Raw genomic sequence first — 21518 nt, forward strand, 5'->3', positions numbered from 1 at the left:
GTAGGGCGAGTGACGTATTGCGTCGGCATTATGCTTGATGAAGGGGTCGTGCTCGCTTCCGATTCTCGCACCAATGCGGGAATCGATCGGGTGTCGACCTTCCGAAAGATGTTCACCTTCGAACGCCCAGGCGACAGGGTCTTTACGATCCTCACAGCAGGCAATTTATCGCTCACGCAAGGGGTAGTCAGCCTGATCGGAGAGTGGTTGGAGTCGGACGAACCGGACAAGGACCTTTATGCAACGGGTTCGATGTTCGGCGCTGCACGGATCGTTGGTCGAGCTCTGCGCGCAATGCACAAGGTCGACGCAGGTTACCTGCAACAGCAGGACATCGATTTTTCCGCCTCGTTCGTGCTCGCCGGACAAGTCCGGGGCGGTAAGCTTAGGCTCTTTCAGATTTATGATGCCGGCAACTTCATCGAAGCCATGGGCGACACGATCTATTTTCAGATCGGCGAAGTGAAGTACGGCAAGCCAATTCTCGACCGGATATTGCACCGGGAGATGAGCCTGAAAGACGCAGCAAAGTGCGCGCTTATATCGTTTGACTCTACCATGCGCTCGAATGTTTCGGTTGGCCCGCCGATCGACCTCATGATCTACCGTCGCGATACGCTTCAGCGGGTCTTCACAACTCGACTAGAAGAGGATGATCCTTATTGGCAGGAACTCCGAGAGGGTTGGGGAGACGCTATTCACAGCGCTTTCGACAATGTCGGCCACGATCCCGGCTGGACTCTCTGAGAGCGGCGCGTTCGTTCCCTTCGGAAACTGTGCGGTTTTCGAATGCGCTACCTTTGGCGTGTCGGCAACGACCACGGAGGAGGCCTTATGGTCCTTGAGGACGTAGGTGCGCTCTCACTTCGTCTGACTGTTGGGGCTCTGTTCCTGATGGGTACGTGGGCATCGGGCAAAACGCGAGAGGCGCGCGACTTTACGACAGCGGAGACGTCGCTTGTCTTCAAGACCAACCCGCGGCTCTTTGCTTATCTGGGCATCGCGATGATGAGCCTGGGCGGCTTGTCGATTATCTTTGGTGTCTTCCCAAGAACTGGTGCTCTAGCGTTGACGATCTTCTTGGTGGGCGGCGCGGCGATCCACTTTGCCAAGTGCGCGCAGCTCACAGGTTACGCAAAGACGATCGAGCCAGCTCTAGCGGGCGATGGGGCGGGGCCGGCCCGTCGGGCGCTCGACGAGTTGACGCAGGCTGGCGTACTTGGCCATTTCGTTGCCGGGTTGAAGAACTACGCTTTGACAGGAGCGACCGCTTATCTTGTCCTTACGGGATGTCGCGCCCCGATGTTGATCGGCTTCGGTCCCGATGGGGCGCTGCAAGGACTTTTGACGCGGCTCTAGCGTCAGATCCAACACGCGGATTCGAATCTCCGTTTGTTGAACATTGGAAGAGAGACGATGGCCGAAACGAAGCAACCGGCTGTTCAGCGTAGTGCCGCTCCGCTTGGGAGCCGAGAACCCCGCGGATTGCTAGACATCCTGCGCGCCGAGCTCGGTCTGGTTGCAGGCGTCGTGACCACGATACTCTTTTTCACCGTGGGCAAGTATTGGCTAACAGACCTGAGCAGCCTGACTTGGCTCGCGTTCATGTTTGTCTGGCTGTTCGGCGTCATGATCTGGTGTGCATTTGGCGTCGTGCGCCACGCAGATGCGCTGGCGGACATTCTGGGTGAGCCCTATGGCACACTCATTTTGACCATCGCTGTCATCAGCATCGAGGTCGCAATCCTCGCGACCATCATGCTTGGGAAGACGCCCAACCCCACACTGCCGCGCGAGACCATGTTCGCCATTCTCATGATCGTGCTCAACGGCATGGTGGGGACGGTGCTTGCCGTGGGCGGCCTGCGCTACGTCCAACAGCAGTACAATCTGCAAGGCGCGTTGGCCTATCTCGCCGTTATCACCCCCTTGGCATTTCTCGCCTTGGTGGTTCCAACGTTCACTGAATCGACGTCAGGCCCGACCCTTCAAACGCACCAAGCGATCTTCTTCGGTGGGTTGACGGCCCTTTTGTACGGCGCCTTTCTGACGATCCAAACCACGCGGCACCGCACGTTCTTTGTGCAGCCCAGCTCTGTTCGGCGCGACAAGGCAAAGCAGCAAACCGCGGCCGACGAACTTCCTGAACCCGACACCGGGATGCCGGACTCAGGCCATCATGGCCCTGTCTACTCCGGCCCAGTTCATGCGGTCTTGCTGCTTGCAACCCTGCTGCCGGTGGTTTTGCTGTCCAAACCCTTGGCAACAATTCTGGACCACGGCATCGCGCAAGTCGGTCTACCGAATGCTCTTGGTGGGGTCGTGATCGCGATGCTGATCCTTTCGCCCGAGTGGACGGCTGCACTGCAAGCCGCCATGCGCGATCAGCTTCAGCGCGCGGTCAACCTAAGCCTCGGAAGCGCGCTCTCGACTATTGGGCTGACCGTACCTGTCATGCTTGCGATCAGTCTCTTTACGGGTACCCCCCTTAAGTTGGGGCTCAATCCCGTTGACATCGTTCTGCTGTCGGTCACGCTGTTCGTCTGTCACATCACGTTCTCGGGTGCGCCCACCAACATACTGCTTGGACTAGTCCATCTCGTCTTGTTCGGGACGTACCTGATCCTGATTTTCAAGCCCTAGCTGCCGCGCAGACCTGGCCACCCGAAACGTATGTTCTTTCAACTTGGCGAGAACAAACAACGCATTAGCTGCAGCATATATGAAAAAGTGCACTGCCGGCCCCGCCCCGGCAGTGCTTTAAAACGCGGCCCATCCGAGTGGACGGACCTTAGATGGTGCGTTCTGTGTAGAGGGTGTCCAGAATGGGCCAAGGATCCGAAAATCTCGGCCCAAAGACTCGCTCCGGCAACAAAGATGACACGAAGCTTGCCGGCAACGCAATTGGACCCAGGTCTTATAGCCGCACTTTCTTTTCTGCTGTGGATTCGCAGTTGTGTTTCGATGGCAGATACTCTTAAGGGTCAGTCGCGTTCGGCAGCTGGCCGTCTTCCGTGTCAGAGCTCTGCTGCTCTTCAGCTCCCGTTGCTGCTGGCGCGTTTAAACTCTTAGCCCAGGCCTCGAATCGGCTACTTAAATTCGCCCCGTTCTCATCCCACCAAGCCTGGTCGAACCGGAGCGCATTCTGATTGTTTGCAGGTGCTGTCGGCAAGAACCGCTGCATATCAACACCAATTGCAGGGTGTTTGCCGACTTGGCTCAATGCAGATTTGCGCATCGGACCATACGCCGTCAGCCTCGCTTGCGCGGCCAGTTGGGCTGGCGCAGTCGCAAAACGGATAAAGCGCATTGCCTCGGGTTTGTTTTTCGATGCCATCGGAACAGCCCACGCGTCGAGGTCATAAATTTGCCCGTCCCACAGGATTTCCAGGTTGCGATCAAGGACCGCGGCACGGAAGATTCTGCCGCTATAACCAGCAGCCATCGAGGCCCGGCCACTCGCAACCCATGCCATCGGCTCGGCCGGCTTTTCCCATAGGAGAACGCTTTGCCGAATTTTATCGAGCGCTGCGAAGGCCCTGTCGGCGCCTTCCGGTGTCGCAAGCGCTTGGTAGATGGCGTCAGGGGCCACGCCGTCTGCGAGCAGGACTAGCTCGAGAGTGCGCGCCGCATCGTTGGGCAGGGCGCGCTTGCCGGGGAAGCGGTCGACGTCCAAGAGCGCATCGATAGTTGTGGGTGCGCCGTCGCGGAATGCTCTGCCGTTGGTGACAACTGCCATGGACCAAGCCATCGACGCGACGCCGCACTTTGATAGGGCGCCGGGCAAGAAGTCATCAGAGGTTTCGCCATCCGATTCAAGCGCGTCGGACTCTATCGGCACAAGCAGCCCTTCGTTGCAGAACTTGGCAAGCGCGCCAGCTGAAACATCAACGACGTCCACCGGTGTCGCGTCGTTGGCAATCAATGCTCTAAGTGATGAAGCTTTGCCACCGTAACTCTCTGTCGAGATGACGGTTCCGGTCTTCCTTGCATAGGGTTCGAGGACCGCAATTTCCTGCGCGCGTCCATAAGCGCCACCAAAGGTCGCGATACTAAGACTTTGCTGCGCCCATGCTTGTTGCGGGACGAATGACATGAGGACAAGTGCGAGCACCGCTGCGCTTTGAAGGCGTGGCAAGCCGCTCGAAAGTTCGCGGGGGGTAAAGTGGCGCAATACAGGCATTGACGTCGGCTGCCGTCGAATTTGTCCTAAGAGCTTCTCACAGAAACCATTACTGCTTCATTGTGTCCTGTTCCGAACCTGCTGCCTCTCCCTCGGAAGCACCAGCGTACGCCATGTCTGGCGTCGTCAGAGGGCCGCTGATTGTCATACCGGACTTGCCGTTTGCTGCGTGCGCATCGGCCTCTTGAGAACTCTCAGGGTCCGTCATTCGCAGGTCCCAATCAAGGGTCTGCTGCGCAACGTCCAAGCCGCCCGCGCCCGAAACTACTGTGTCCTCAGCCGTTAGGCGAAAGGTCTTGCACCACAGATGTCCCGCAGAGAGGCTGCAGTCCGCATTGAGTTTAGAGTAGGCCGTGTTTGCTTCTTGGCTCCAGCCGCGCGCCGCAGCGTCCGGTTCGGACATGAGAGTGATCAAATCGATGGGAAGGGAGCCATTTTCCGCGCCCACAACGACAGTGCCTGTGAGCCCCCGAATAAGCTCATCATGCGAGGTGCCGCCGGTCGAAAGGTCGACCTTCATGGAGCCAGTGCCCTTGACCGGAACCTCCGTGCCAAGAAACTCTCGGCAAACATCTATGTCGATGCCGGTGAGGCTACCGACCAGTGCGCCCTCGACGCGGGGTGTAGAGACATCAAGATCGAACCGGCCTTCCGCCAATCCGCTACAAATCTCCAATGATCCTATTTCACTCGAGATTGCGCCGTCCTTGGCATGGAGCGTTAAACCGCCTCCGCCGAGTTGCAGATCGCCGGTCTGAAACTCAGCCGCCGAGATCCGTAGGTCTGCATCGAGATGTTTCAGAACCACCCAATCCAGCAGCGGCGAGTCCTCGTCGGAGGCTAAACCGTCGGACAGATAGGGCTGCAGCGACAGCGCTTCGAACGCGAGGGTGCCGTCAACGCGCGGTCGTTCGCCTGCGGTGATGGCCAACAAACCTACGGCCGCGTTCCCGTCTACTTCAAACTCGCCATCATCGAAGGTTAGGGTCGGCCCACTCCAATGCACCTGACCCGTCGCTCGCGCTTCTCTCAAGCTCTCGCCTTTTGGTACCGCAACGCCGACCCAATTGAGGAAGTACCTGACGTCAGGCAGTGTTGCCTCAAGATTGCCCTCGCCGCTAAGCACCTCTGCAAGCTGCATCGTACCTGTAAAACGTGCTGTAAGGGGCGCCGACGTGACCTTGAGCGTGAGCGGTACGCGTTGTTTATCCCCATCATTCGCCGTCCTGCCGCGGTCCAGAGAGAAGGTGACGTCTTCGCCGTTGAAAGTGAACGAGCCCACTGCCTCCATTGAACCCGCTTGTCCGCGTGTCGTCAGCCGAAGATCCAGGTCTCTGAGAGCTGGAGAGCCGGCTGAAGAGTCGACGGCGCCACGATGCAGCCTCACGCTATCGAGGGGCGCACTCGCTAGAAAGCTGGTGAGCTGGCCGAGCACGGTCTTGGCAGTTCTTGTCTCGGTTCCTCCCTTCAGCCTCAGCGTCGGCTTGTCCAGCCGCAGAGCACTGAATGATAAATCTCCAAATAGGAGATCAGGGAGCGACAAGGTGAGACGAAATTTTGGCGCGGTGATCGATTGGACGCTGGGCAGTTTCGACGCTTTCGACAACGACAGTCCGCCTTCTATCGATGGAGGAAGATAGCGAACCCGGAGCGGCTCCAACAATGTCACCGTCCCGCCGGTCCAGTTCGAAAGGGAGGCTTCAACCCGGCCCCCGAGGTCAGAGGGTGGACCCGCCGGCCGCAACAGCATGAAAAGAAGGCCCGCTGCGACTGCTGCAACAAGAGCAGTAAGAAGCCATTTCCAAATAGACTGGCGCGGCCTCATTCCGACCCTTCCAAATAACCGGTTGCGTGGGCTGTGCGCAGGTGTGCCAGCGGCTCGGAGACAAGCTTCAGACAGCGCACCAAAATAAGACGACTTTAGTCGAGACCCGGCGAACCCAAGAGCCTCATTCTCTTGGTTTATCAGGAAATTGGCAACGCCAATTCCTTTTGGGGGTCGGACCTTTGAGTATAGGAGCTAGCGCCGCCTGGCCGGCTCCTGGCAAGGATCCCATGAAGAAACAGCACTGGCACCAAACTGATTACGACGATGGTGAGGGCCGACAGTCCGGCCTCCTCGTAGCGATAGAGCGACGCCAGTGTATAGACGTGCGTGGCAAGCGTATCGAAGTTGAAGGGACGTAGCAGCAATGTGGCTGGCAGTTCCTTCATGGAGTCTACAAACACGATCAATGCTGCCGCACCCAGCGCGGGACGGAGAAGTGGCAAGTGGACTCGCCAGAGCATGTGGCTCACTGAGGCGCCAAGCGTCCGTCCGGCTGCATCGATGTTGCGGCTAATTTTACTGAGGCCTGCCTCGACCGAGCCGAGCGAAGCCGCCAGAAAACGGATGGTGTAAGCGACAACGATGGCGAACGCCGACCCGGAAAAGATCAGCCCAGTCGAGACGCCGAAGAGAGACCGCGCCGCATCGTCAATTGTGTTGTCGAGGCCTGCGAGCGGGATGAGCAGGCCAATGGCCAAAACTGTTCCTGGCACTGCATAGCTGACGGCAGGCACGAAGCTCACAATCTGAACAAATCGCGATTGCGTTTGACGCCGTCCATAAGCGAGGATCACGGCAAAGATTACGCTCAGCAGGGCGGCAGCCAGCGACAAGCCGAGACTATGCATGGCGGCACGCCAGAACTCTTCCGTCAAACTGGCCGCAAGATGCGCGACGGCGTCGCCGGCCAGCACATACGTCGGCAAAACGAATCCAACCAAGATAGGGAGGGCGCAGGCGAGCGCCGCGAAGGCGCCTTTCCACCCTGACAGAACTTCCTCCGACAGATCCCGGTATTTGCCGGTGGTATGGTGGAAACGTCTGCCCGAACGGAGAGCGCGTTCCAATCCCAGGACCGCCAGGACGAACAGCAGCATCACGCAAGAAATCTGTGCCGCCCCCGCCAGGCTGCCACGGTCGAGCCACGTGTCGTAGACGGCGACGGTGAGCGTCTGCACGCCAAAGAACTCGACGGCGCCGATGTCGTTGAGCGTTTCCATCAGTGCCAGTGCCGTGCCCGCGGCAAGGGCAGGGCGCGCAAGTGGCAACGCAATTTGCCAGAACGTTTCGGACGCGCTTCTGCCGAGTGAGCGGCTCGCCTCGATGACACAGATCGACTGCGCAATGAAGCTGGCGCGTGCGGTGATGTACACATACGGATAAAGCACCGCCCCAATGACAAAGATCGCGCCCGGAAGCGTCCGAATGTCGGGGAACCAATAGTCTCTAGCGCTTTGCCAACCGAAAATCTGGCGCAGTGCCGTCTGTACCTCGCCCGAATAGTCGAACAACTCGATATAGCAAAAGGCGATGATGTATGTGGGCATCGCTAAGGGCAGCAGCAGGAGCCATTGAAACAGGCTGCGCCCTGGAAACCGATACATTGTGACGAGCCAAGCGGTGCCTGTTCCAGTTACGAGCGCGATTGCCGCAACACCCGCCATTAGGATTAGTGTGCGCTGAACCGCGCTAGGCAGGACGTTTTCGATGAGATGGGGCCAAATGTCACCGCTGGAGTGCAATGCCATGATGGCTATTGCGAGCAAGGGTGCTGCCGCAATGAGCGATAGGACCACGGTGCCCAAGGACCAGGAAAAACTTCCGTTCTCGAATGGCCTTGCTATACGACGCCACGGTGACACCGTCGCTGGAGTTGGCGCCGGTCTTGTCGTCGGTGCAGTGCTAGACAGAGATCGAGCCACCGTAAGAACGGGCTTGGGATGCAACCAGCTCCGCCACAATCTCTTGGTTTAGCCGGTAATCCGCTTCGTTAAGCGCGTCGGCGAAAGCGCTGGCAGCATCGATGACCGGATCGACGGTATCAGATCCCGTCAGCGCAAACGCACAAGCTTGCATGGCCGGGCAGCGATGATGTTGTGACGCCGCAATCAGAGACATTGCCATGCACTCATCGGCGCAGAAGCGCCGCGACTTGAGTGTGTTGTACTCGATCTTGCGCGAGGCGGCGGCTCGCGTCGCACGGACCCAACACGCAAGCTCAGTGACGGCCCGTTTGGCGCACGCCGGTCCAAGAACACGATTGAACGTGCTCCATCCGTTTTCCCAGCAGGTGATGTCCCCGGTATCGTACCCTGCCAACCAGCAGCGGAAACCCATGCCCACGAGCCACTCAGGACCGGCACACGCATGCAGCTCGCCACGCACGTCTCTTTTCTCGACAAACCTTGGTTGAAAACTCATTGCCGCCCCCTTTATGAGCTCGGCCCGTCATCGAAGCCGACCTTGTCAATCATCTCACTTGCCGCCTTGCGCAAGCTGGCAATCTTGTTCAGCGGTATTGGGTCCGCCTTAAACTTTCCCCACGACTCGACGAGGTCGGACCACGCAATGCCATACTTGGTTGGATATTCGTGGTTAACCTCGGCATACATGCTTTGCCCTTTGTCCGAGGCCAGGAACTCAATGAGTTTGAGCCCATTGTCCTTATTCGGCGCATTTTTTGCCAAGACAGCGCCGGAAACATTCATGTGGGTGCCGCGGTCATTACTGCTCGGGAACAGCATCTTGACCGAGTTGGCCCATTCTTTTTGTTCGGGGTGCTTCTCGTCGGTAAGCATCTTCCCCATGTAATACGTGTTGCCGATCGCGAGATCGCACTCACCTGCGTAGACGCCCTTCACTTGAAGACGATCGTTGCCAGCTGGTTTCCGCGCGAGATTGGCTTTAACGCCGCGCAACCAAGCTTCCGTCTTGTCTGGCCCAACATGCGCTAGCATCGAGGCTACCAGCGCCACGTTGTAGGGATGCTGCCCAGAGCGACTGCAGATCTTGCCACGCCATTTTGGGTCTGCGAGCTCCTCATAGGTGATGTCATCCTGCGCAACGCGCTCCTTTGAGGCGTAGACCACGCGGGCGCGGCCCGTCAGACCAATCCATTCGTCGTTCGCGCCGCGATAAGACGCTGGGATCGAGTCGTCGATGACATCAGACTCGACGGGCTGGGAGATGCCGGAAGCGACGGCTTGGCTGAGATTGCCGATGTCGACTGTCAGCAAAACGTCGGCCGGGCTGTTGCGCCCTTCAGCGCGAATTCGCTCGATCAGGCCCTTGGATGCGAAGATGACATTGGTCTTGATGCCCGTCTCTTCGCGGAATTCTTTCAGTAGCGGTTCGATCAGTGTGGGTTGTCGGTAGGAATAAATGTTCACTTCGCCGGACGCCTCGGAGTGGGCAGGCGCAATTAACGAAGAACCAGCGAAAAGTGCCGCGAGCGTTGCCGCGCTCGCAAATGTCCAGCGCATTCAATCCTCCAATGGCCAGGGTTCAAGGCCCCGGTATCGGACACCTAAGCCTTGCTTCAGGGTATTCCGAAGCTGCGTATCTTGGCTTAAACCCGCTGCAACTGAAGGTGTCAACAATATTATATAGAAGAAATCAAACTTAGAAGGCTTCTAATCCAATCTTTTAATTTAGAAGAATTCAAATACAAAGTATTGCAAGTAGAAGAACTAATAAATTGAGGCTGGGCGCATAGTCTCTGAGTATTATTTCTTGATGTGTGGCATTCGTCGCTGGGGTGGTGGCACGTCGGTTCGCCGCTACCGGCGAAAAATGCGCTCTTTTGGGAAAATGATATCCGCCGACGTCCCGACGCCCGGTTCGCTCTTGATTTCTAGCCTGGCCCGAATCGCGTCGGTCAGCGCCTTTGTCAGCGGAAGTCCGAGACCGGTGCCTGATTGATGTCGTGGCGACGTATCGAGCTGATGGAACGGCTGCATGGCGTAGGTGATGTCATCTTCGCTCATGCCAACGCCGCTGTCGTGAACACGCAAACGGAGTTCTCGTCCGACCATCGTACCCGAGACGATCACTTGCCCTCCCTCGCGGGTGAATTTGATGGCGTTGGTAAGTAGATTGAGCAGGATCTGCCGCAGCCGCCGCGGATCCGCCAACACGAGAGGAAGGTCGTCCGCAAAGGACGTTCGCAGCACAATCCGCGTGCGCTTTGCGAGAGGTTGCAGACTGTCGACGCAGGACTCGACAACCTCAGCGACGTCAACCGAGGTAAAGTCCAGCTCGAACTTCCCTGCTTCGATCTTCGAGATATCGAGTAGGTCATTGAGAAGGCTCAGCGCGTAGAGCCCGCTTTGGTGAATGTCCTCGGCATAGCCCTTGTAGCGGGTGTTTCCAATGGGGCCGAAGCGTTCGTGAAGCATCAACTCGGCGAAGCCGATAATCGAATTCAAGGGAGTCCGCACTTCGTGACTGACCTTGGCGAGAAAGTCGAGCTGCCCTGCTGCGAGCTGCCGGCTCCGCGCGCGCAGCTCTGTCAACTCGGCGTTGCCATCGTCAGCTGCGCTCGCCGCGTCATGGTTATCGACGACAGAAGCTGGCGACGGGCGCGGGTCCGTCTCAACGCTTTGGGTGGGCTCTGAGGATACGGGAGCGTGCCCGAGTTCTACCGTCCCGGGAATAGGACTGGCTACGGTTTCGAGATCCGTTGTCTGAGAGGCGTCGCGACGGTCGTCTGTCGATGGCTCCTCCGTGGCTGCTTCGGAGGACGGTGTCTCTGCGTCGAGGTCCGAGGGATCGATCAGACGCAAAAGCTTAAGGCCCGAGGCTTCGTCAAGTGGCGCGACCACAAAGTTTACGCTTAGGCGGCGCCGCGAACGAGACAAGGCCGATATCCCGCTCTCAGGCTCTCGCGGAGAAAGCCCCCTTAGTTCTGCGATGCCGTCCGGCAGAATTGCGTCTAGACCGCCCGATTCGATCAGCTCGGTAGGGGAGCGGTAGCCAAATGCGTAGGCGAAGGCGCTATTGACAGTACGCAGAGCATCTCCCTCAAGGATGCCGATGGCGACCGGCATGGCCTCGATCAAAGACACAACGCCCGTCGGGTCCAGCTGGAGCACGGTCGCAGGATCGTCTGTCTTGCTGATAGACTCAGGCGCCGCAACGCGATTTTCAGGGCGGCCCGTCTCGCTATTGACGTTCGCGGGCGCCCCGACAGCGGCTGAATTGGACAAAGCGCGACCCTCAAGGGCGCGCGCGATGTGCTCGAGCGCTTCCCGGTCGTCCTGTTCCACCTGATCCTGCAGCTTAAGGTCGGTCATGCTCCGCCCCGGTGAATATCCTACCAAGCACGGTTTGAGCGCATTGCTGCGCAGCCAAAAAAATGCCCGATGAGCGGCCTCAAAGCGACTCGACCGCAAAATTTATGTCAATTGGATCCGATACATAGGTTGAACGCAAGAATTTTGTCCACAGGCGATGCTTGGACATCCTTTTTGACACTTCTATCACTTGAGTTATCGCGGCGCACAAAATATAGTGCGCTGCAACAAAAGGGCGGATGAGAGTTGATTCCGGGCTAAGTCCCGTACTAGCGAATTGAGTAAATCAGCGGAGAGATGCCAAGATGGCCGAGACTTCAGAACTGCCCAAGACGCCCACGGAAGTCATGGAGAAAGTGACGGAGTCGTTTGAAACGGCTGCCAAGGAATTCGATGCCCTCAAATTCGACGCGGAAGTGCCCGAGAGTGTCCGCTCGATGGCGGAGACCACTATCAATCAGACCCGCGAGGCCTACGAGCGCGGGAAAGAAGCGCTGGATGAGTCGATTGACGCGCTTGAGCGCTCTTTCGATGCGGCCGGTCACGGCGCCACGGCGTTTAACCGCAAGCTCATCGATATCGCGCAGCGCAATCTGAATTCGAGCTTCGACTTTGCCAAAAGTCTGGCCGGCGCCAAGACTCTTGCCGAGGTCGTGGGGCTTCAGTCGGCCTACATCCGCAGTCAGTTCGAGGTATTCGCGGGCCAGGCAACGGAAATTCAGGAACTCACAAAGAAGATTGCCAGCGATACGTCTGAGCCGCTCAAGGATCAGATGACCAAATCTTTCGAGGCGGTGAGCAAGAAAGCGTAAAGCAAGTGCGCCCGCTTTGCGTGGGCAAGTAGGCGTGGCGTAACAGAGTAACCGCGTACCCGCGTAAGCGTAGCGTAACCGAGTAAGCGTGGCGTAACTGCGTAAAGCATCGTGTGATCGACAACCGTTCGGTCACGCGTAAGTGTGTGCTAGTAGCGTATTGCGTAATGACTTCGTAGGCCCGGGCAGCTCCCCGGGCCTATCGTTTTTTTGGCATTCATGATTCTCCCGGCTTGTCGCCAAAGCTGCGTCTTCCGGAACGTGGCGGGGGGGTGATCTAATCGCCCTGCTTGCAACCTCCGAGGGCTGCCCTTAGGGTCCGCCCGAAACAGCCGCCTAGGGCATGACCCTAGAGGCCAATGTGCCGCTGTAGCTCAGTTGGTTAGAGCGCTTGATTGTGGATCAAGAGGTCACTGGTTCGAATCCAGTCAGCGGTACCATTTTAATGTAATTAAAGCAATATCTTAGCGGCCAATCCGGAGCCGCGTTCGCCGCTTGGGCAACGCCTCGGGCAACATGCTGCAAATTTCAGGCTGACGCTGCTACACTCCGCCTGCGCGGGGGGAAAGTTCCGAGGGGCTTTCCATGACATCACGACGTGTCCAGCACCCTGGCAGGTCGAGCAGATACCGGGTGGCTACAAGGTTCTCGACGCCAGCGGGCAAACCTTGGCCTACGTCTACGCAAGAGAGAGAAAAGCAGACGCTGACATTGCGCACGTTCTGACGACTGACGAAGCTCGGCGCATTGCTCCAAATGTTGCTAAGCTGCCTGGTTTGTTGGGGCGCAGGACGAGCGCCACTAAATACAAGTAGTCTCGGTACCGAAGATGGCGCTTCTCGACGTTCTAACGCTCCTGTCCTACATCGCCTTGAACGTAGATATTCTTTTCCAGATACGCCGCATCTATCACACTAAGTCGTCCCGTGACCTGTCACTATTCGGCATGAGCGTCCGATATGCCGCAATCTTGATCATCCTCATTAAGTTCATCACCCTGAGCGATGTTCCCCTCATTATCGGCCAGGGGCTAATCGTGCTCACGTTCACCACCTACTTCGCACTGGCCTTGTATTATTTTGTCGCTCGCAAACAGAGCGCCCAACCCTGAGACGCCGCATGTTCAAACGTTCGATGAAGCACGGCGCATTGCTGTGAATGCTGCTGCGCTCATGGCAACCACGGAGTAAGCAGCCTACGGGCTGTTTCTATTTCAAATTGGACCTGATCGTCCGGCACGTTTTGTGATCGAAGATAGTCCCGAATGTTCTTTTCTACTTCGAGCCAGACATCGAGATTTACGACAAGACATCGAAGGTAATCGACGGCAGCGGCCCGCGATCTTAAATCACCCGCGAAATGCAAGCCGCCCGTAAAGCAATCCGACAAAAGCTCCTTACAACCATGCAATTCTGTCATGGCTTACACTCCCACTGCTTTGCTCAGAACAACCTCTGTGGCTTAGCTACCTTCGCTACTGTTCTTCGTCTCGTTGTTCCGCCGCCCATGCCTGCGCCTCACGGACTTGCGCCAGCGTCGTCTATTTTTTGCTCCAATTGGTCAACAGCGCACAACGCGGCCTCACGCAACTCGTCTACTTCTGGATCATCATCAGAGAAAAACCAGCGTCTGTCTTCGATCATTCTCATGAGCCATGAACACCTCTGATCTGCCTCTGCGAACGAGCCCGCAACTTCACGAGTTGATCTAACGAAGGACCGCATGTTGACCAATTGGGCAGGTATATTCTTTCGCAGCGTATCGATGTTCTGTGGTCCAACGTTGCGAATGTCATTTCGCAGATCATCAAGCATTTTTTTCACATCTATGGGCATCAATCTGAACCTCAACTCATCTCTACTTTCTCTGTTGCTGGTTACAAGCTAAACCCACACCGAGCGAAACGTTTGAGTTGCGTCAAGCGTTTGGATCGCACGCTTTGCGAACGTTTCGATGAGCGGGGGAAAGCACTCAGAGGGAGCTTTCCATGACAGACGACGACAAGGCATGCGAGACTGCGACGGGTTTGATCCAAGGCTACATCGGCCCGGACCACAAGGTGATCAACATACGGGCGTTCTTTGCCGCCTTGGTGCAGGCGCTCAAAGAGGCGAGTGGCAAATGAGAACCCTCCTGACACTGATGGCTTTATGCGTGCCAATCACGGTCATTGCCGATGAGACTGACGTGTGGGCGGAGTACAAGGCCAAGATCGCTGGGGCTCTGAGGATGGCGGTCATCGACCTCAAAGCCTGGGAGCTAACGGAAAACGAAGCTGAGAGTGAGCTTGTTGACGTTGGGTGTAGCGAGCTCGGATCGCTCACCCTCGAATACAAGTTTAGTGATGGCTGGGTGCGGAAGCTTTCAATTCCCGCGAACTTTAAATTCTACCGATCTGACTTGCCTAAGGGTCCGCAGCAACCAGACCTAAATGTCCCAGATGACTACGGTGAGGTAGAGGGCATCAAGGGCAGCAAGAAAAAGACGCTCTACCGAAAGAAAATTCGTAGCGGGGGGCACCGTTATCGAGATGGGCGAAGGCGCGGGCCGGTTGTTACGAGCCTTGATACAGACCCTCTCGTCGCCTCCGAACCGTCGGAAGCATATATCCTGCCCATCACACCCGATCTCATGGCAGAGATGCGGGCAGTCTGTCGGATGGAAGCAGGGGAATGAGGGCGCCGATACGCGCTGCCTCATCACAAGGTGATCGATATGAAGGCGTTCTTCTCGGCGCTGGGCAGGCACTCGCCTACATCTACGCAAGAGAAAAGCCGTCGGACACTGAAATTGCGCATGTTCTGACTACGGATGAAGCTCGGCGGATTGCGGTGAATGTTGCTAGGCCCACTCGTTGCTGTCCTACGAGAATCTACTAACCCAAATGTCTCACGAGAGTGGCTGCTCCGCATGATGGTCTAAGTAGACTTATCTTAAGGCTTAACGAGCCGCGAACTACCCACGGGGGTCTGCCAGACAGGGGACCCATTGCCCAGCCAACAAACCAAGTGACTAGCTTCCAAGTTTCCTCTCTGCGATGCTATGGCCGTGCGAGGGGATTGAGGAAAACAACCATGACAACTCGCCATTTAGCATGAGAAGCGGCCTTGTGATTCTTTTGGTGGGGGCGCTCCTTTGGGTGGCCATCGCGTTTTCGCCATTCATAGGCTTTTACAGGCTTGCTGCGGCGGTCCAATCCAGGGATGCAGCGGCTCTCGAAGAGCGCGTAGACTTCCCACGATTACGCCAATCGCTCGCAGAGCAGATCGTTAAGGAATACCAGAGTCTTACAGGTAAGCAAAAGGCTGCGTTCGGGGGTGTTCCAACCGGCTTCGTTCTTACGCTTGCCGGTCCGATTATAGCCAAATATCTCAACGCAGAATCATTGATGAATATCCTCGCCAAAGGCGACGCTCGGAAGAATGGCGAGGGTTCTATACCAGATGCACCTTTCTCACGTGCTTCATGGCGAAATGCGTGGGATGTCTGGCGGAACTCACGGCACGATATCAAGAACTTTTATGTCTATCTTCCTCCCGACAAGGCACGGGCCGATCAGTATGGGTTACGACTCAGCCTCCGAGACTGGCAGTGGAAGCTGACAGGCATAGAGCTTCCAGATTCCTTACGAGTTCGGCTGGCCAGGGAGATTGAGCGGCGAGAAAATGCCGCGAAAGAGTGACATTTGGTCGTGCTTCGGAACCAAAGTAGGTCGAGCAGATAGCGGGTGGATTCAAGGTGCTCGACGGCAACGGGCGGGCGGTTGCTTACATCTATGCAAGAGAGAGAAAAGCAGACGCTGACATAGCGCATGGCTTGGCTACGGATGAAGCTCGGCGGATAGCGGTGAACGTTGCGAAGCTGCCGGAGTTGTTGAACCCAAAACCATTGACGTGAATCAGAACTCAAGTTCGCGTGCCTTGCTAACGTTTGCTTGTTTCACAAGGAAGGCAGGCGATGAAGAAATCATTGGTCTTCATTGCAGGCGTTGTCGCCCTCTACTTGGTGACGCTTGCTCCAACAACCGCCTCGGCTGGCGGTGTCCGCGTGTATGTCGCACCCGGCCCCGGTTATGGTTATGTCTACCCGCGATACAGCCGAGGCTACGTTCCGCAGTACGGCAATTACCGTCCACGCGGTTACTACGTTTACCGAGTACCACGACGATACCTGAGACGCCGCGCCCGCCGCTATTGGCGTCGTGGGTTTTAGTCGCTTAGGCTGTAGGAAATGGAGCTTTGATAGGTCACATTGGTGTACACGTCGCTCTTTCTCGCCAAGTTGATAGGCCCGATTTTCGTTATCGTGGGTACCGGTCTGCTTCTAAACGGCGATAGGTATCGCGCGGTCGTAGACGAAGTGATGTCGAGCCATACGCTGCTCTATATATTTGGGGCGATAGCTCTCACCGGAGGTCTTGCCATTGTACTCACCCATAATATCTGGGTGTGGGACTGGCCGGTGATCATCACCATCGTCGGCTGGCTGATGATCGTCCGCGGCAGTTTTCGCATCGTTTTCCCTCAACAGGTCGAAGATCTCGCCCGCAAAATGGTGGCTCGGTGGTCCAACATTCTTCTTATCAGCGGACTACTCGTCATCGCGCTAGGAGCATTTCTTTGTTGGAAGGGCTTTGTTTGAGAACCTATTGGCCTTGAAGAATTGCACGGTGCGCACGCTACTGAGGCTCTCTCTTGTTGGCCAAAAACCTACTAGCCTAAACGTCCGACAAGATCGGCTGCACCGCATGAAGGTCTTGGTAGACTTAGCTAGATGATGATGCGAAGCATGGCCGCTTGACCCGTATCAGCAAATCACAGACCGACATTATATGCACGGGAGGGGCAAAACGTATGCGGCCAAGGCAGTGGCTTCGATGCTGCGAGCCGCACAGCCCAGAAAGAAGTACGCAAGACCACCCCCCTATGAGGGTAAGCAGTGAACCCAAAATCACGGCTATCCCGGACTGGTTATGAATGCCCCACATCATTACGAACACGCCGGATAAGAAAACGGCTGCAAAAATGAACGCGAGGGAAATTTCCATCAGCCCTCTCCATGCCCGTGGAGAAGCCTAGCACCTACCGCGTGACCCCCGCAGGGCCATCTAAACGAGCGGGGCAAGCCGTATGCGGCTAAGTCTGTGGCTCTTATGGTCGCGCAATTGGGATAGGTAGATACTCGAACCAGTCGCGGTCAATTAGCCAATCGGGAAAGAAGAACACCAACGTAGCGACGAAATCGAAAGTGAGAATCGTGAATGCCGCTAGTGCAAAAAAGACCATCGCCAGAGTCAAACCAACCCATTTCAACTGCTCTTCCATAGCCTCTCCTCCTTGAGGCAAGCGTAGCACCACCGCTTCACCCGCGCAGGGCTATCTAAACGTGCGCGTCGTCTATGCTGGCGAGTTAGTTCCGTTTGAGCATCCATAGCAAGACAGCCAAGCCAAGTAGAAAAACGCCAGTAACAAGTGCCACGGGACTCTCTCCGTACCCGCCGCTATTGCTCCACCACACTGCGAGCGAAGTCACCCCCAAGGCGGCTAGAAACAGAGCAATAAGCCGAAGTGTGCTGCGCATGGCTTGACCGGTCTGGCTCAGTTATCTGAAACCTCATGCAAATGGCAGTTGAACTGTTTCGCCCACATATGGCCACCCACTCGAATGAGACCAATCCCTAGTCCGAAATACGTATGTAGCTCATAAACCTTAATGCCCGTTCTTACGTTCTCTATTTTTGCTTCAATCTGTATTGCGGACGTTTTTTTCCGAGGGTCATCATTTAGGATAGCAACTTTGTCTTCTACGAACTTCTGGAATATTGCGGAAAATTTCAAACGTCCACCGCTACTCGGCTCCTTTTCGAGCGAGGTGGCCTCAATTTTCTCTCTCAAGGACCAAGCGAGGGGGATCTCCAGACCGGTGCCCCAGGTGTACGTCACACCGTCGATTAAGCATGTCGTAAGCTCAAGAGCTAGACTACCCGTGCTGTAATCTCGCGAGAAGATGTACTCGATTGGCTGATCATCGTTAATCCAAATGCGCACATGCAGCTCATTCTCGACCGGAATTGAGCTCTTACAGATGCAGGTGACGCCATTTGATTCGTCGATCAAGCGCCATGTGCGACCAAGCTTCATGCCAGGGCCGCTGTGCTGTCCCTCAAGGCAAAGATAGAAATCAGTCATTGCACCCTGAGAACCATCTGGTGCGGTCGCGATATGAGCGGTCTGGTTTGCCATAGACGGTACTCCGTTTGGAAACCTCAAGCGGTCCACGGAGAGACAGTCGCGAAACTGATAAAAAGATAGCACTTGAGCTACGGACCTCGCCTTGATGCACATCATCCATCAAGGCAGCGCCAGCATCACAAGCGTGACTCTACTAATTTCTGGGAGTGAACACGCACGCGCCGTGCAGGACGCGCGGCCAGTCGGGCATCATTGGGTTCGAGGTGGCATTGAAGTCGGCATCGGCCATGGACTGCGCCACACGAACCGCTCCGGCGGATCGACTTCTTTGTATTCGGTGCGCTCGTATCTCGCGTTGTCGCCCCACTTCATTTCCACGAGCCAAAGCCCGTCCGGCGCAAGATCGAGACGATGGATCAACGTCTCCACGATGGGGCCGTACCAGCGGGCCAGCAGGTCTTTGTCCGTCCACGTCCGCCAAACAAGATCGCGCGGCGCATCGAAGACGCGCTACAAAATATAGGTCAGTGCATCACTCATTGTCGGCTTCCCTCGTGGTTTTGTCCCGTTTCAGGTCTTCCAGCAAGGTGTCGAATTGATCGAAGTTGGGCGCCCAGAACTGCTTGAAGTCGTCAAGCCAGCGCACGGCCTCGGCCATGGGGGCGGCGTTGAGGCGGGCAGGGCGCTGCTGCCGGGCAACGCGCCGCTCGATGAGGCCGGCCCGTTCGAGCACCTTGAGGTGCTTCGAAATCGCGGGCTGGCTCATGGTGAAAGGCGCGCGCAGCTCGTTCACGGACGCATCCCCGGCAGTCAGCCGCGAGAGGATCGCCCGGCGCGTGGGATCCGAGAGCGCAGAAAAAACGGCGTCCAACTGGTCAGCCTCTTGCATAACCATATGATTATATAATGAGGGGTTTTTCGTCAATGTCGGGGTGCGATACTCGGGCGACGGTCAGCTTGCACTGTCGGCGCCAAAATCAGTTTTTTGCTCCAGTGCAGCGCGTACCATTCATCCGTCCACGCCAGGCTCGGATTGGGCTTGGCGATGACGATAGGGTGGCTTCCCGGCCACAGTTTCGGGAAGCACGAAAAAACCAGTGGCGCGCGCGGCTCGCGCCCTTGACAGTGGCTGTCCCGCTCGCCAACTCCTCCCAATGAGTCAAGTATCAGACGCGCCCGACATGCGCTTTTTTCACGATGCCCGCGTTTGCTTGGAATCCTAGAGTTTTTGGCGAAAAACCCCAGAATTCTCCGGCTTAGAGAATTCTTGGGTCGAAAGGACTGCTCAACTCTAGCTCATGCTTAATTGACGATTAAGGATGAGCCCTTTAATCGATTCTGGTCCGTCTGGAGGGTTGGGCGGAACCAGAGACAACGGAAGAGGCTTTAGCCTTAGAGATGCCTCGCAACAGGCACGGCTGAAGCCATTGGCAGGTGAGGCGTCGTCAGCGCCTCCCGCCAAGACATTGGCGCCCGATCGTGCCGCGCCTTGGAGACATGCATGGCCACTAAGACCGCTCAAGCCGGAGAACAAGAGACCGAGACACAGTCCCAAGACGGACCAGTTCTCGATATGTCGGATGCCGCCGTCAAGAAGCTGATCAAGACGGCGAAGCAGCGCGGTTTCGTCACCTATGACGAGCTGAATGAAGTTCTCCCGTCAGAGGAGGTGTCCTCCGAGCAAATCGAGGACACCATGTCCATGCTTTCCGACATGGGCATTAATGTGATCGACAGCGAAGAGGCTGAGGAAGGCGAGAACGCCGACGGCGAGGGCGGCAAGGCCATCGTCGCGCAATCAGCCGTCGCCAAGCCCGAGACCACGACGCGCGAGCCGGCCGAGCGCACCGACGATCCCGTGCGCATGTATCTACGCGAGATGGGCTCGGTGGAGCTCTTGTCGCGCGAAGGCGAAATCGCCATCGCCAAGCGCATCGAGGCAGGCCGCGAGGCTATGATCGCCGGCCTATGCGAAAGCCCGCTGACGTTCCAGGCCATCATCATTTGGCGCGACGAGCTGAACGACGGGAAGATTCTGCTGCGCGACATCATCGATCTCGAAGCGACCTATCAGGGACCTGATGCCAAGCAGGTACCTTCGCAGCCTCTGCCGGGAGAGGAACCGGAGGAAGGCGAGGGCAAGCCGAACGGGGCCGCGAGTGGCGCCGCCAAGGACGACGGGGAGTCCGAGGGAGAGGAAGCGGAAGGCGCCGGCGAAGACGACGATGACGACGATATGGAGAACTCGCTTTCGCTGGCCGCCATGGAGGCCGAGCTGAAGCCGCAGGTTCTCGAGACCTTCGATCTAGTCGCCAGCAACTACAAGAAGCTGCGCAAGCTCCAAGATCAGCAGGTCGAGAAGGCGTTGAAGAATGAAGACCTCTCGACCAGTCAGCGCCGCCGCTACAAGCAGCTGAAGGATGAGATTGTCGTCGAGGTGAAGTCGCTCCAGCTCAATGCGAACCGCATCGAGACTCTGGTGGAGACTCTCTATCTCATCAACAAGAAGCTCATGGGCTATGAGGGCCGGTTGCTACGCCTTGCCGAAGGCTATGGCGTGAAGCGCGAAGACTTCCTCGGCGAGTATCAGGGCAACGAGCTCGATCCCAACTGGCTGCGCCGCGTGAGCCGCCTGAAGAAGAAGGGGTGGGCCGATTTCATCCGCGACGAGCGCGGGCTCGTAAAGGAGCTGCGCAGCGAGATCCACCAGCTCGCAACGGAGACGGGGCTACAGATCGCGGAGTTCCGCCGCATCGTCTCCATCGTCCAGAAGGGCGAGCGCGAGGCGCGTCAGGCCAAGAAGGAAATGGTCGAAGCCAATCTGCGTCTCGTGATCTCCATCGCCAAGAAGTACACGAACCGCGGTCTTCAGTTCCTGGACCTCATCCAGGAAGGCAATATCGGTCTGATGAAGGCCGTTGATAAGTTCGAGTATCGGCGCGGCTACAAGTTCTCGACCTATGCCACCTGGTGGATCCGCCAGGCGATCACCCGCTCGATCGCCGACCAGGCGCGGACCATCCGTATCCCCGTGCATATGATCGAAACCATCAACAAGATCGTCCGCACGTCGCGCCAGATGTTGCACGAGATTGGCCGCGAGCCGACCCCGGAAGAGCTGGCAGAGAAGCTGGCCATGCCGCTGGAGAAGGTGCGCAAGGTTCTGAAGATCGCCAAGGAGCCCATCAGCCTCGAAACGCCGATTGGCGA

21 protein-coding genes, 1 tRNA gene and 1 pseudogene are annotated in these 21518 nt (G+C 57.0%); 12 read left to right on the top strand and 11 right to left on the bottom strand.

Annotation, left to right across the window (positions count from 1 at the left end; genetic code table 11):
• Positions 1-9 precede the first annotated feature (9 nt).
• From AC33YF_RS05890 to AC33YF_RS05900, 3 genes are read left to right on the top strand one after another with little or no spacing between them, the layout of a single operon-like run.
• On the top strand, positions 10-747 hold the full coding sequence (locus AC33YF_RS05890) for a proteasome-type protease (RefSeq protein WP_491776271.1): 738 nt from the start codon (positions 10-12) through the stop codon (positions 745-747).
• A 42-nt stretch (positions 748-789) separates the two neighbouring features.
• Positions 790-1359 (top strand): DoxX family membrane protein, encoded by a 570-nt coding sequence (locus AC33YF_RS05895; protein ID WP_491776272.1) that lies wholly within the window; start codon positions 790-792, stop codon positions 1357-1359.
• A gap of 57 nt (positions 1360-1416) precedes the next feature.
• A complete protein-coding gene (locus tag AC33YF_RS05900; protein ID WP_491776273.1) occupies positions 1417-2643 on the top strand; it encodes a calcium:cation antiporter in 1227 nt (408 codons plus the stop codon).
• 334 nt (positions 2644-2977) lie between these two features.
• On the opposite strand, the gene AC33YF_RS05905 is transcribed toward AC33YF_RS05900, so the two are convergent.
• The 6 genes from AC33YF_RS05905 to AC33YF_RS05930 all read right to left on the bottom strand — a co-directional run bounded on the left by AC33YF_RS05905 (position 2978) and on the right by AC33YF_RS05930 (position 11305).
• Positions 2978-4183, bottom strand: coding sequence for an extracellular solute-binding protein (locus AC33YF_RS05905; RefSeq protein WP_491776274.1), 1206 nt, complete (start codon positions 4181-4183; stop codon positions 2978-2980).
• A gap of 49 nt (positions 4184-4232) precedes the next feature.
• Positions 4233-5933, bottom strand: a complete 1701-nt coding sequence (locus AC33YF_RS05910) for an AsmA family protein (protein ID WP_491776275.1) — start codon at positions 5931-5933, stop codon at positions 4233-4235.
• A gap of 215 nt (positions 5934-6148) precedes the next feature.
• The gene (locus AC33YF_RS05915; RefSeq protein ID WP_491776276.1) at positions 6149-7759 is read right to left on the bottom strand and encodes an ABC transporter permease; all 1611 of its coding nucleotides are present in this window, start codon (positions 7757-7759) and stop codon (positions 6149-6151) included.
• Positions 7760-7913: 154 nt separating this feature from the next.
• Positions 7914-8432, bottom strand: coding sequence for a hypothetical protein (locus AC33YF_RS05920; protein WP_491776277.1), 519 nt, complete (start codon positions 8430-8432; stop codon positions 7914-7916).
• An 11-nt stretch (positions 8433-8443) separates the two neighbouring features.
• Positions 8444-9493: a Fe(3+) ABC transporter substrate-binding protein gene (locus AC33YF_RS05925; protein WP_491776278.1), complete on the bottom strand. Its 1050-nt coding sequence runs from the start codon at positions 9491-9493 to the stop codon at positions 8444-8446.
• Positions 9494-9790: 297 nt separating this feature from the next.
• On the bottom strand, positions 9791-11305 hold the full coding sequence (locus tag AC33YF_RS05930; RefSeq protein WP_491776279.1) for an ATP-binding protein: 1515 nt from the start codon (positions 11303-11305) through the stop codon (positions 9791-9793).
• Between the two features lie 305 nt (positions 11306-11610).
• Between AC33YF_RS05930 and AC33YF_RS05935 the strand changes: the two genes are divergently transcribed.
• The 3 genes from AC33YF_RS05935 to AC33YF_RS05945 all read left to right on the top strand — a co-directional run bounded on the left by AC33YF_RS05935 (position 11611) and on the right by AC33YF_RS05945 (position 13228).
• Positions 11611-12117 carry a phasin family protein gene (locus tag AC33YF_RS05935; protein WP_491776280.1) on the top strand — a complete coding sequence of 169 codons (507 nt, stop codon included), beginning with the start codon at positions 11611-11613 and terminating at the stop codon, positions 12115-12117.
• A gap of 363 nt (positions 12118-12480) precedes the next feature.
• Positions 12481-12557: transfer RNA gene (locus tag AC33YF_RS05940), tRNA-His, on the top strand.
• Between the two features lie 389 nt (positions 12558-12946).
• Positions 12947-13228, top strand: a complete 282-nt coding sequence (locus AC33YF_RS05945; RefSeq protein WP_491776281.1) for a hypothetical protein — start codon at positions 12947-12949, stop codon at positions 13226-13228.
• A gap of 59 nt (positions 13229-13287) precedes the next feature.
• Here AC33YF_RS05945 and AC33YF_RS05950 read toward each other — a convergent pair whose 3' ends face one another.
• Positions 13288-13536 (bottom strand): hypothetical protein, encoded by a 249-nt coding sequence (locus AC33YF_RS05950; protein ID WP_491776282.1) that lies wholly within the window; start codon positions 13534-13536, stop codon positions 13288-13290.
• Between the two features lie 568 nt (positions 13537-14104).
• Here AC33YF_RS05950 and AC33YF_RS05955 point away from each other — a divergent pair.
• The 5 genes from AC33YF_RS05955 to AC33YF_RS05975 all read left to right on the top strand — a co-directional run bounded on the left by AC33YF_RS05955 (position 14105) and on the right by AC33YF_RS05975 (position 16758).
• Positions 14105-14242, top strand: coding sequence for a hypothetical protein (locus AC33YF_RS05955; protein WP_491776283.1), 138 nt, complete (start codon positions 14105-14107; stop codon positions 14240-14242).
• A complete protein-coding gene (locus tag AC33YF_RS05960) occupies positions 14239-14793 on the top strand; it encodes a hypothetical protein (RefSeq protein ID WP_491776284.1) in 555 nt (184 codons plus the stop codon). The genes AC33YF_RS05955 and AC33YF_RS05960 overlap by 4 nt, the downstream gene beginning before the upstream one ends.
• 418 nt (positions 14794-15211) lie before the next feature.
• Positions 15212-15799, top strand: coding sequence for a DUF2939 domain-containing protein (locus tag AC33YF_RS05965; RefSeq protein WP_491776285.1), 588 nt, complete (start codon positions 15212-15214; stop codon positions 15797-15799).
• A 275-nt stretch (positions 15800-16074) separates the two neighbouring features.
• Positions 16075-16329 (top strand): hypothetical protein, encoded by a 255-nt coding sequence (locus AC33YF_RS05970; RefSeq protein WP_491776286.1) that lies wholly within the window; start codon positions 16075-16077, stop codon positions 16327-16329.
• Positions 16330-16422: 93 nt separating this feature from the next.
• The gene (locus AC33YF_RS05975) at positions 16423-16758 is read left to right on the top strand and encodes a hypothetical protein (RefSeq protein ID WP_491776287.1); all 336 of its coding nucleotides are present in this window, start codon (positions 16423-16425) and stop codon (positions 16756-16758) included.
• Between the two features lie 509 nt (positions 16759-17267).
• On the opposite strand, the gene AC33YF_RS05980 is transcribed toward AC33YF_RS05975, so the two are convergent.
• The 4 genes and pseudogenes from AC33YF_RS05980 to AC33YF_RS05995 form a co-directional block, all read right to left on the bottom strand.
• Positions 17268-17441: a hypothetical protein gene (locus tag AC33YF_RS05980; protein WP_491776288.1), complete on the bottom strand. Its 174-nt coding sequence runs from the start codon at positions 17439-17441 to the stop codon at positions 17268-17270.
• Positions 17442-17714: 273 nt separating this feature from the next.
• Complete coding sequence (locus AC33YF_RS05985) at positions 17715-18359, bottom strand: hypothetical protein (protein ID WP_491776289.1); 645 nt, start codon at positions 18357-18359, stop codon at positions 17715-17717.
• Positions 18360-18557: 198 nt separating this feature from the next.
• Positions 18558-18797 (bottom strand): annotated as a pseudogene (locus AC33YF_RS05990) (SRPBCC family protein); the annotation flags it as partial.
• Between the two features lie 43 nt (positions 18798-18840).
• Positions 18841-19197: an ArsR/SmtB family transcription factor gene (locus AC33YF_RS05995; RefSeq protein WP_491776290.1), complete on the bottom strand. Its 357-nt coding sequence runs from the start codon at positions 19195-19197 to the stop codon at positions 18841-18843.
• A 612-nt stretch (positions 19198-19809) separates the two neighbouring features.
• Here AC33YF_RS05995 and rpoD point away from each other — a divergent pair.
• The coding region (rpoD, locus tag AC33YF_RS06000) for an RNA polymerase sigma factor RpoD (protein ID WP_491776291.1) at positions 19810-21518 on the top strand (1709 nt) is incomplete at its 3' end.

The organism is Methyloceanibacter sp., from assembly GCF_058506495.1.

What these genes read in the sequence shown, in the direction of transcription:
- AC33YF_RS05910 (WP_491776275.1), bottom strand. Translation starts at nt 5,933, where the DNA reads ATGCTGTTGCGGCCGGCGGGTCCACCCTCTGACCTCGGGGGCCGGGTT.
- AC33YF_RS05905 (WP_491776274.1), bottom strand. Translation starts at nt 4,183, where the DNA reads ATGCCTGTATTGCGCCACTTTACCCCCCGCGAACTTTCGAGCGGCTTG.
- AC33YF_RS05895 (WP_491776272.1), top strand. Translation starts at nt 790, where the DNA reads ATGCGCTACCTTTGGCGTGTCGGCAACGACCACGGAGGAGGCCTTATG.
- AC33YF_RS05925 (WP_491776278.1), bottom strand. Translation starts at nt 9,493, where the DNA reads ATGCGCTGGACATTTGCGAGCGCGGCAACGCTCGCGGCACTTTTCGCT.
- AC33YF_RS05955 (WP_491776283.1), top strand. Translation starts at nt 14,105, where the DNA reads ATGACAGACGACGACAAGGCATGCGAGACTGCGACGGGTTTGATCCAA.
- AC33YF_RS05935 (WP_491776280.1), top strand. Translation starts at nt 11,611, where the DNA reads ATGGCCGAGACTTCAGAACTGCCCAAGACGCCCACGGAAGTCATGGAG.
- AC33YF_RS05950 (WP_491776282.1), bottom strand. Translation starts at nt 13,536, where the DNA reads ATGACAGAATTGCATGGTTGTAAGGAGCTTTTGTCGGATTGCTTTACG.
- AC33YF_RS05965 (WP_491776285.1), top strand. Translation starts at nt 15,212, where the DNA reads ATGAGAAGCGGCCTTGTGATTCTTTTGGTGGGGGCGCTCCTTTGGGTG.
- AC33YF_RS05900 (WP_491776273.1), top strand. Translation starts at nt 1,417, where the DNA reads ATGGCCGAAACGAAGCAACCGGCTGTTCAGCGTAGTGCCGCTCCGCTT.
- AC33YF_RS05915 (WP_491776276.1), bottom strand. Translation starts at nt 7,759, where the DNA reads ATGGCATTGCACTCCAGCGGTGACATTTGGCCCCATCTCATCGAAAAC.
- AC33YF_RS05980 (WP_491776288.1), bottom strand. Translation starts at nt 17,441, where the DNA reads ATGGAAGAGCAGTTGAAATGGGTTGGTTTGACTCTGGCGATGGTCTTT.
- AC33YF_RS05945 (WP_491776281.1), top strand. Translation starts at nt 12,947, where the DNA reads ATGGCGCTTCTCGACGTTCTAACGCTCCTGTCCTACATCGCCTTGAAC.
- AC33YF_RS05960 (WP_491776284.1), top strand. Translation starts at nt 14,239, where the DNA reads ATGAGAACCCTCCTGACACTGATGGCTTTATGCGTGCCAATCACGGTC.
- AC33YF_RS05930 (WP_491776279.1), bottom strand. Translation starts at nt 11,305, where the DNA reads ATGACCGACCTTAAGCTGCAGGATCAGGTGGAACAGGACGACCGGGAA.
- AC33YF_RS05920 (WP_491776277.1), bottom strand. Translation starts at nt 8,432, where the DNA reads ATGAGTTTTCAACCAAGGTTTGTCGAGAAAAGAGACGTGCGTGGCGAG.
- AC33YF_RS05985 (WP_491776289.1), bottom strand. Translation starts at nt 18,359, where the DNA reads ATGGCAAACCAGACCGCTCATATCGCGACCGCACCAGATGGTTCTCAG.
- AC33YF_RS05970 (WP_491776286.1), top strand. Translation starts at nt 16,075, where the DNA reads ATGAAGAAATCATTGGTCTTCATTGCAGGCGTTGTCGCCCTCTACTTG.
- AC33YF_RS05995 (WP_491776290.1), bottom strand. Translation starts at nt 19,197, where the DNA reads ATGCAAGAGGCTGACCAGTTGGACGCCGTTTTTTCTGCGCTCTCGGAT.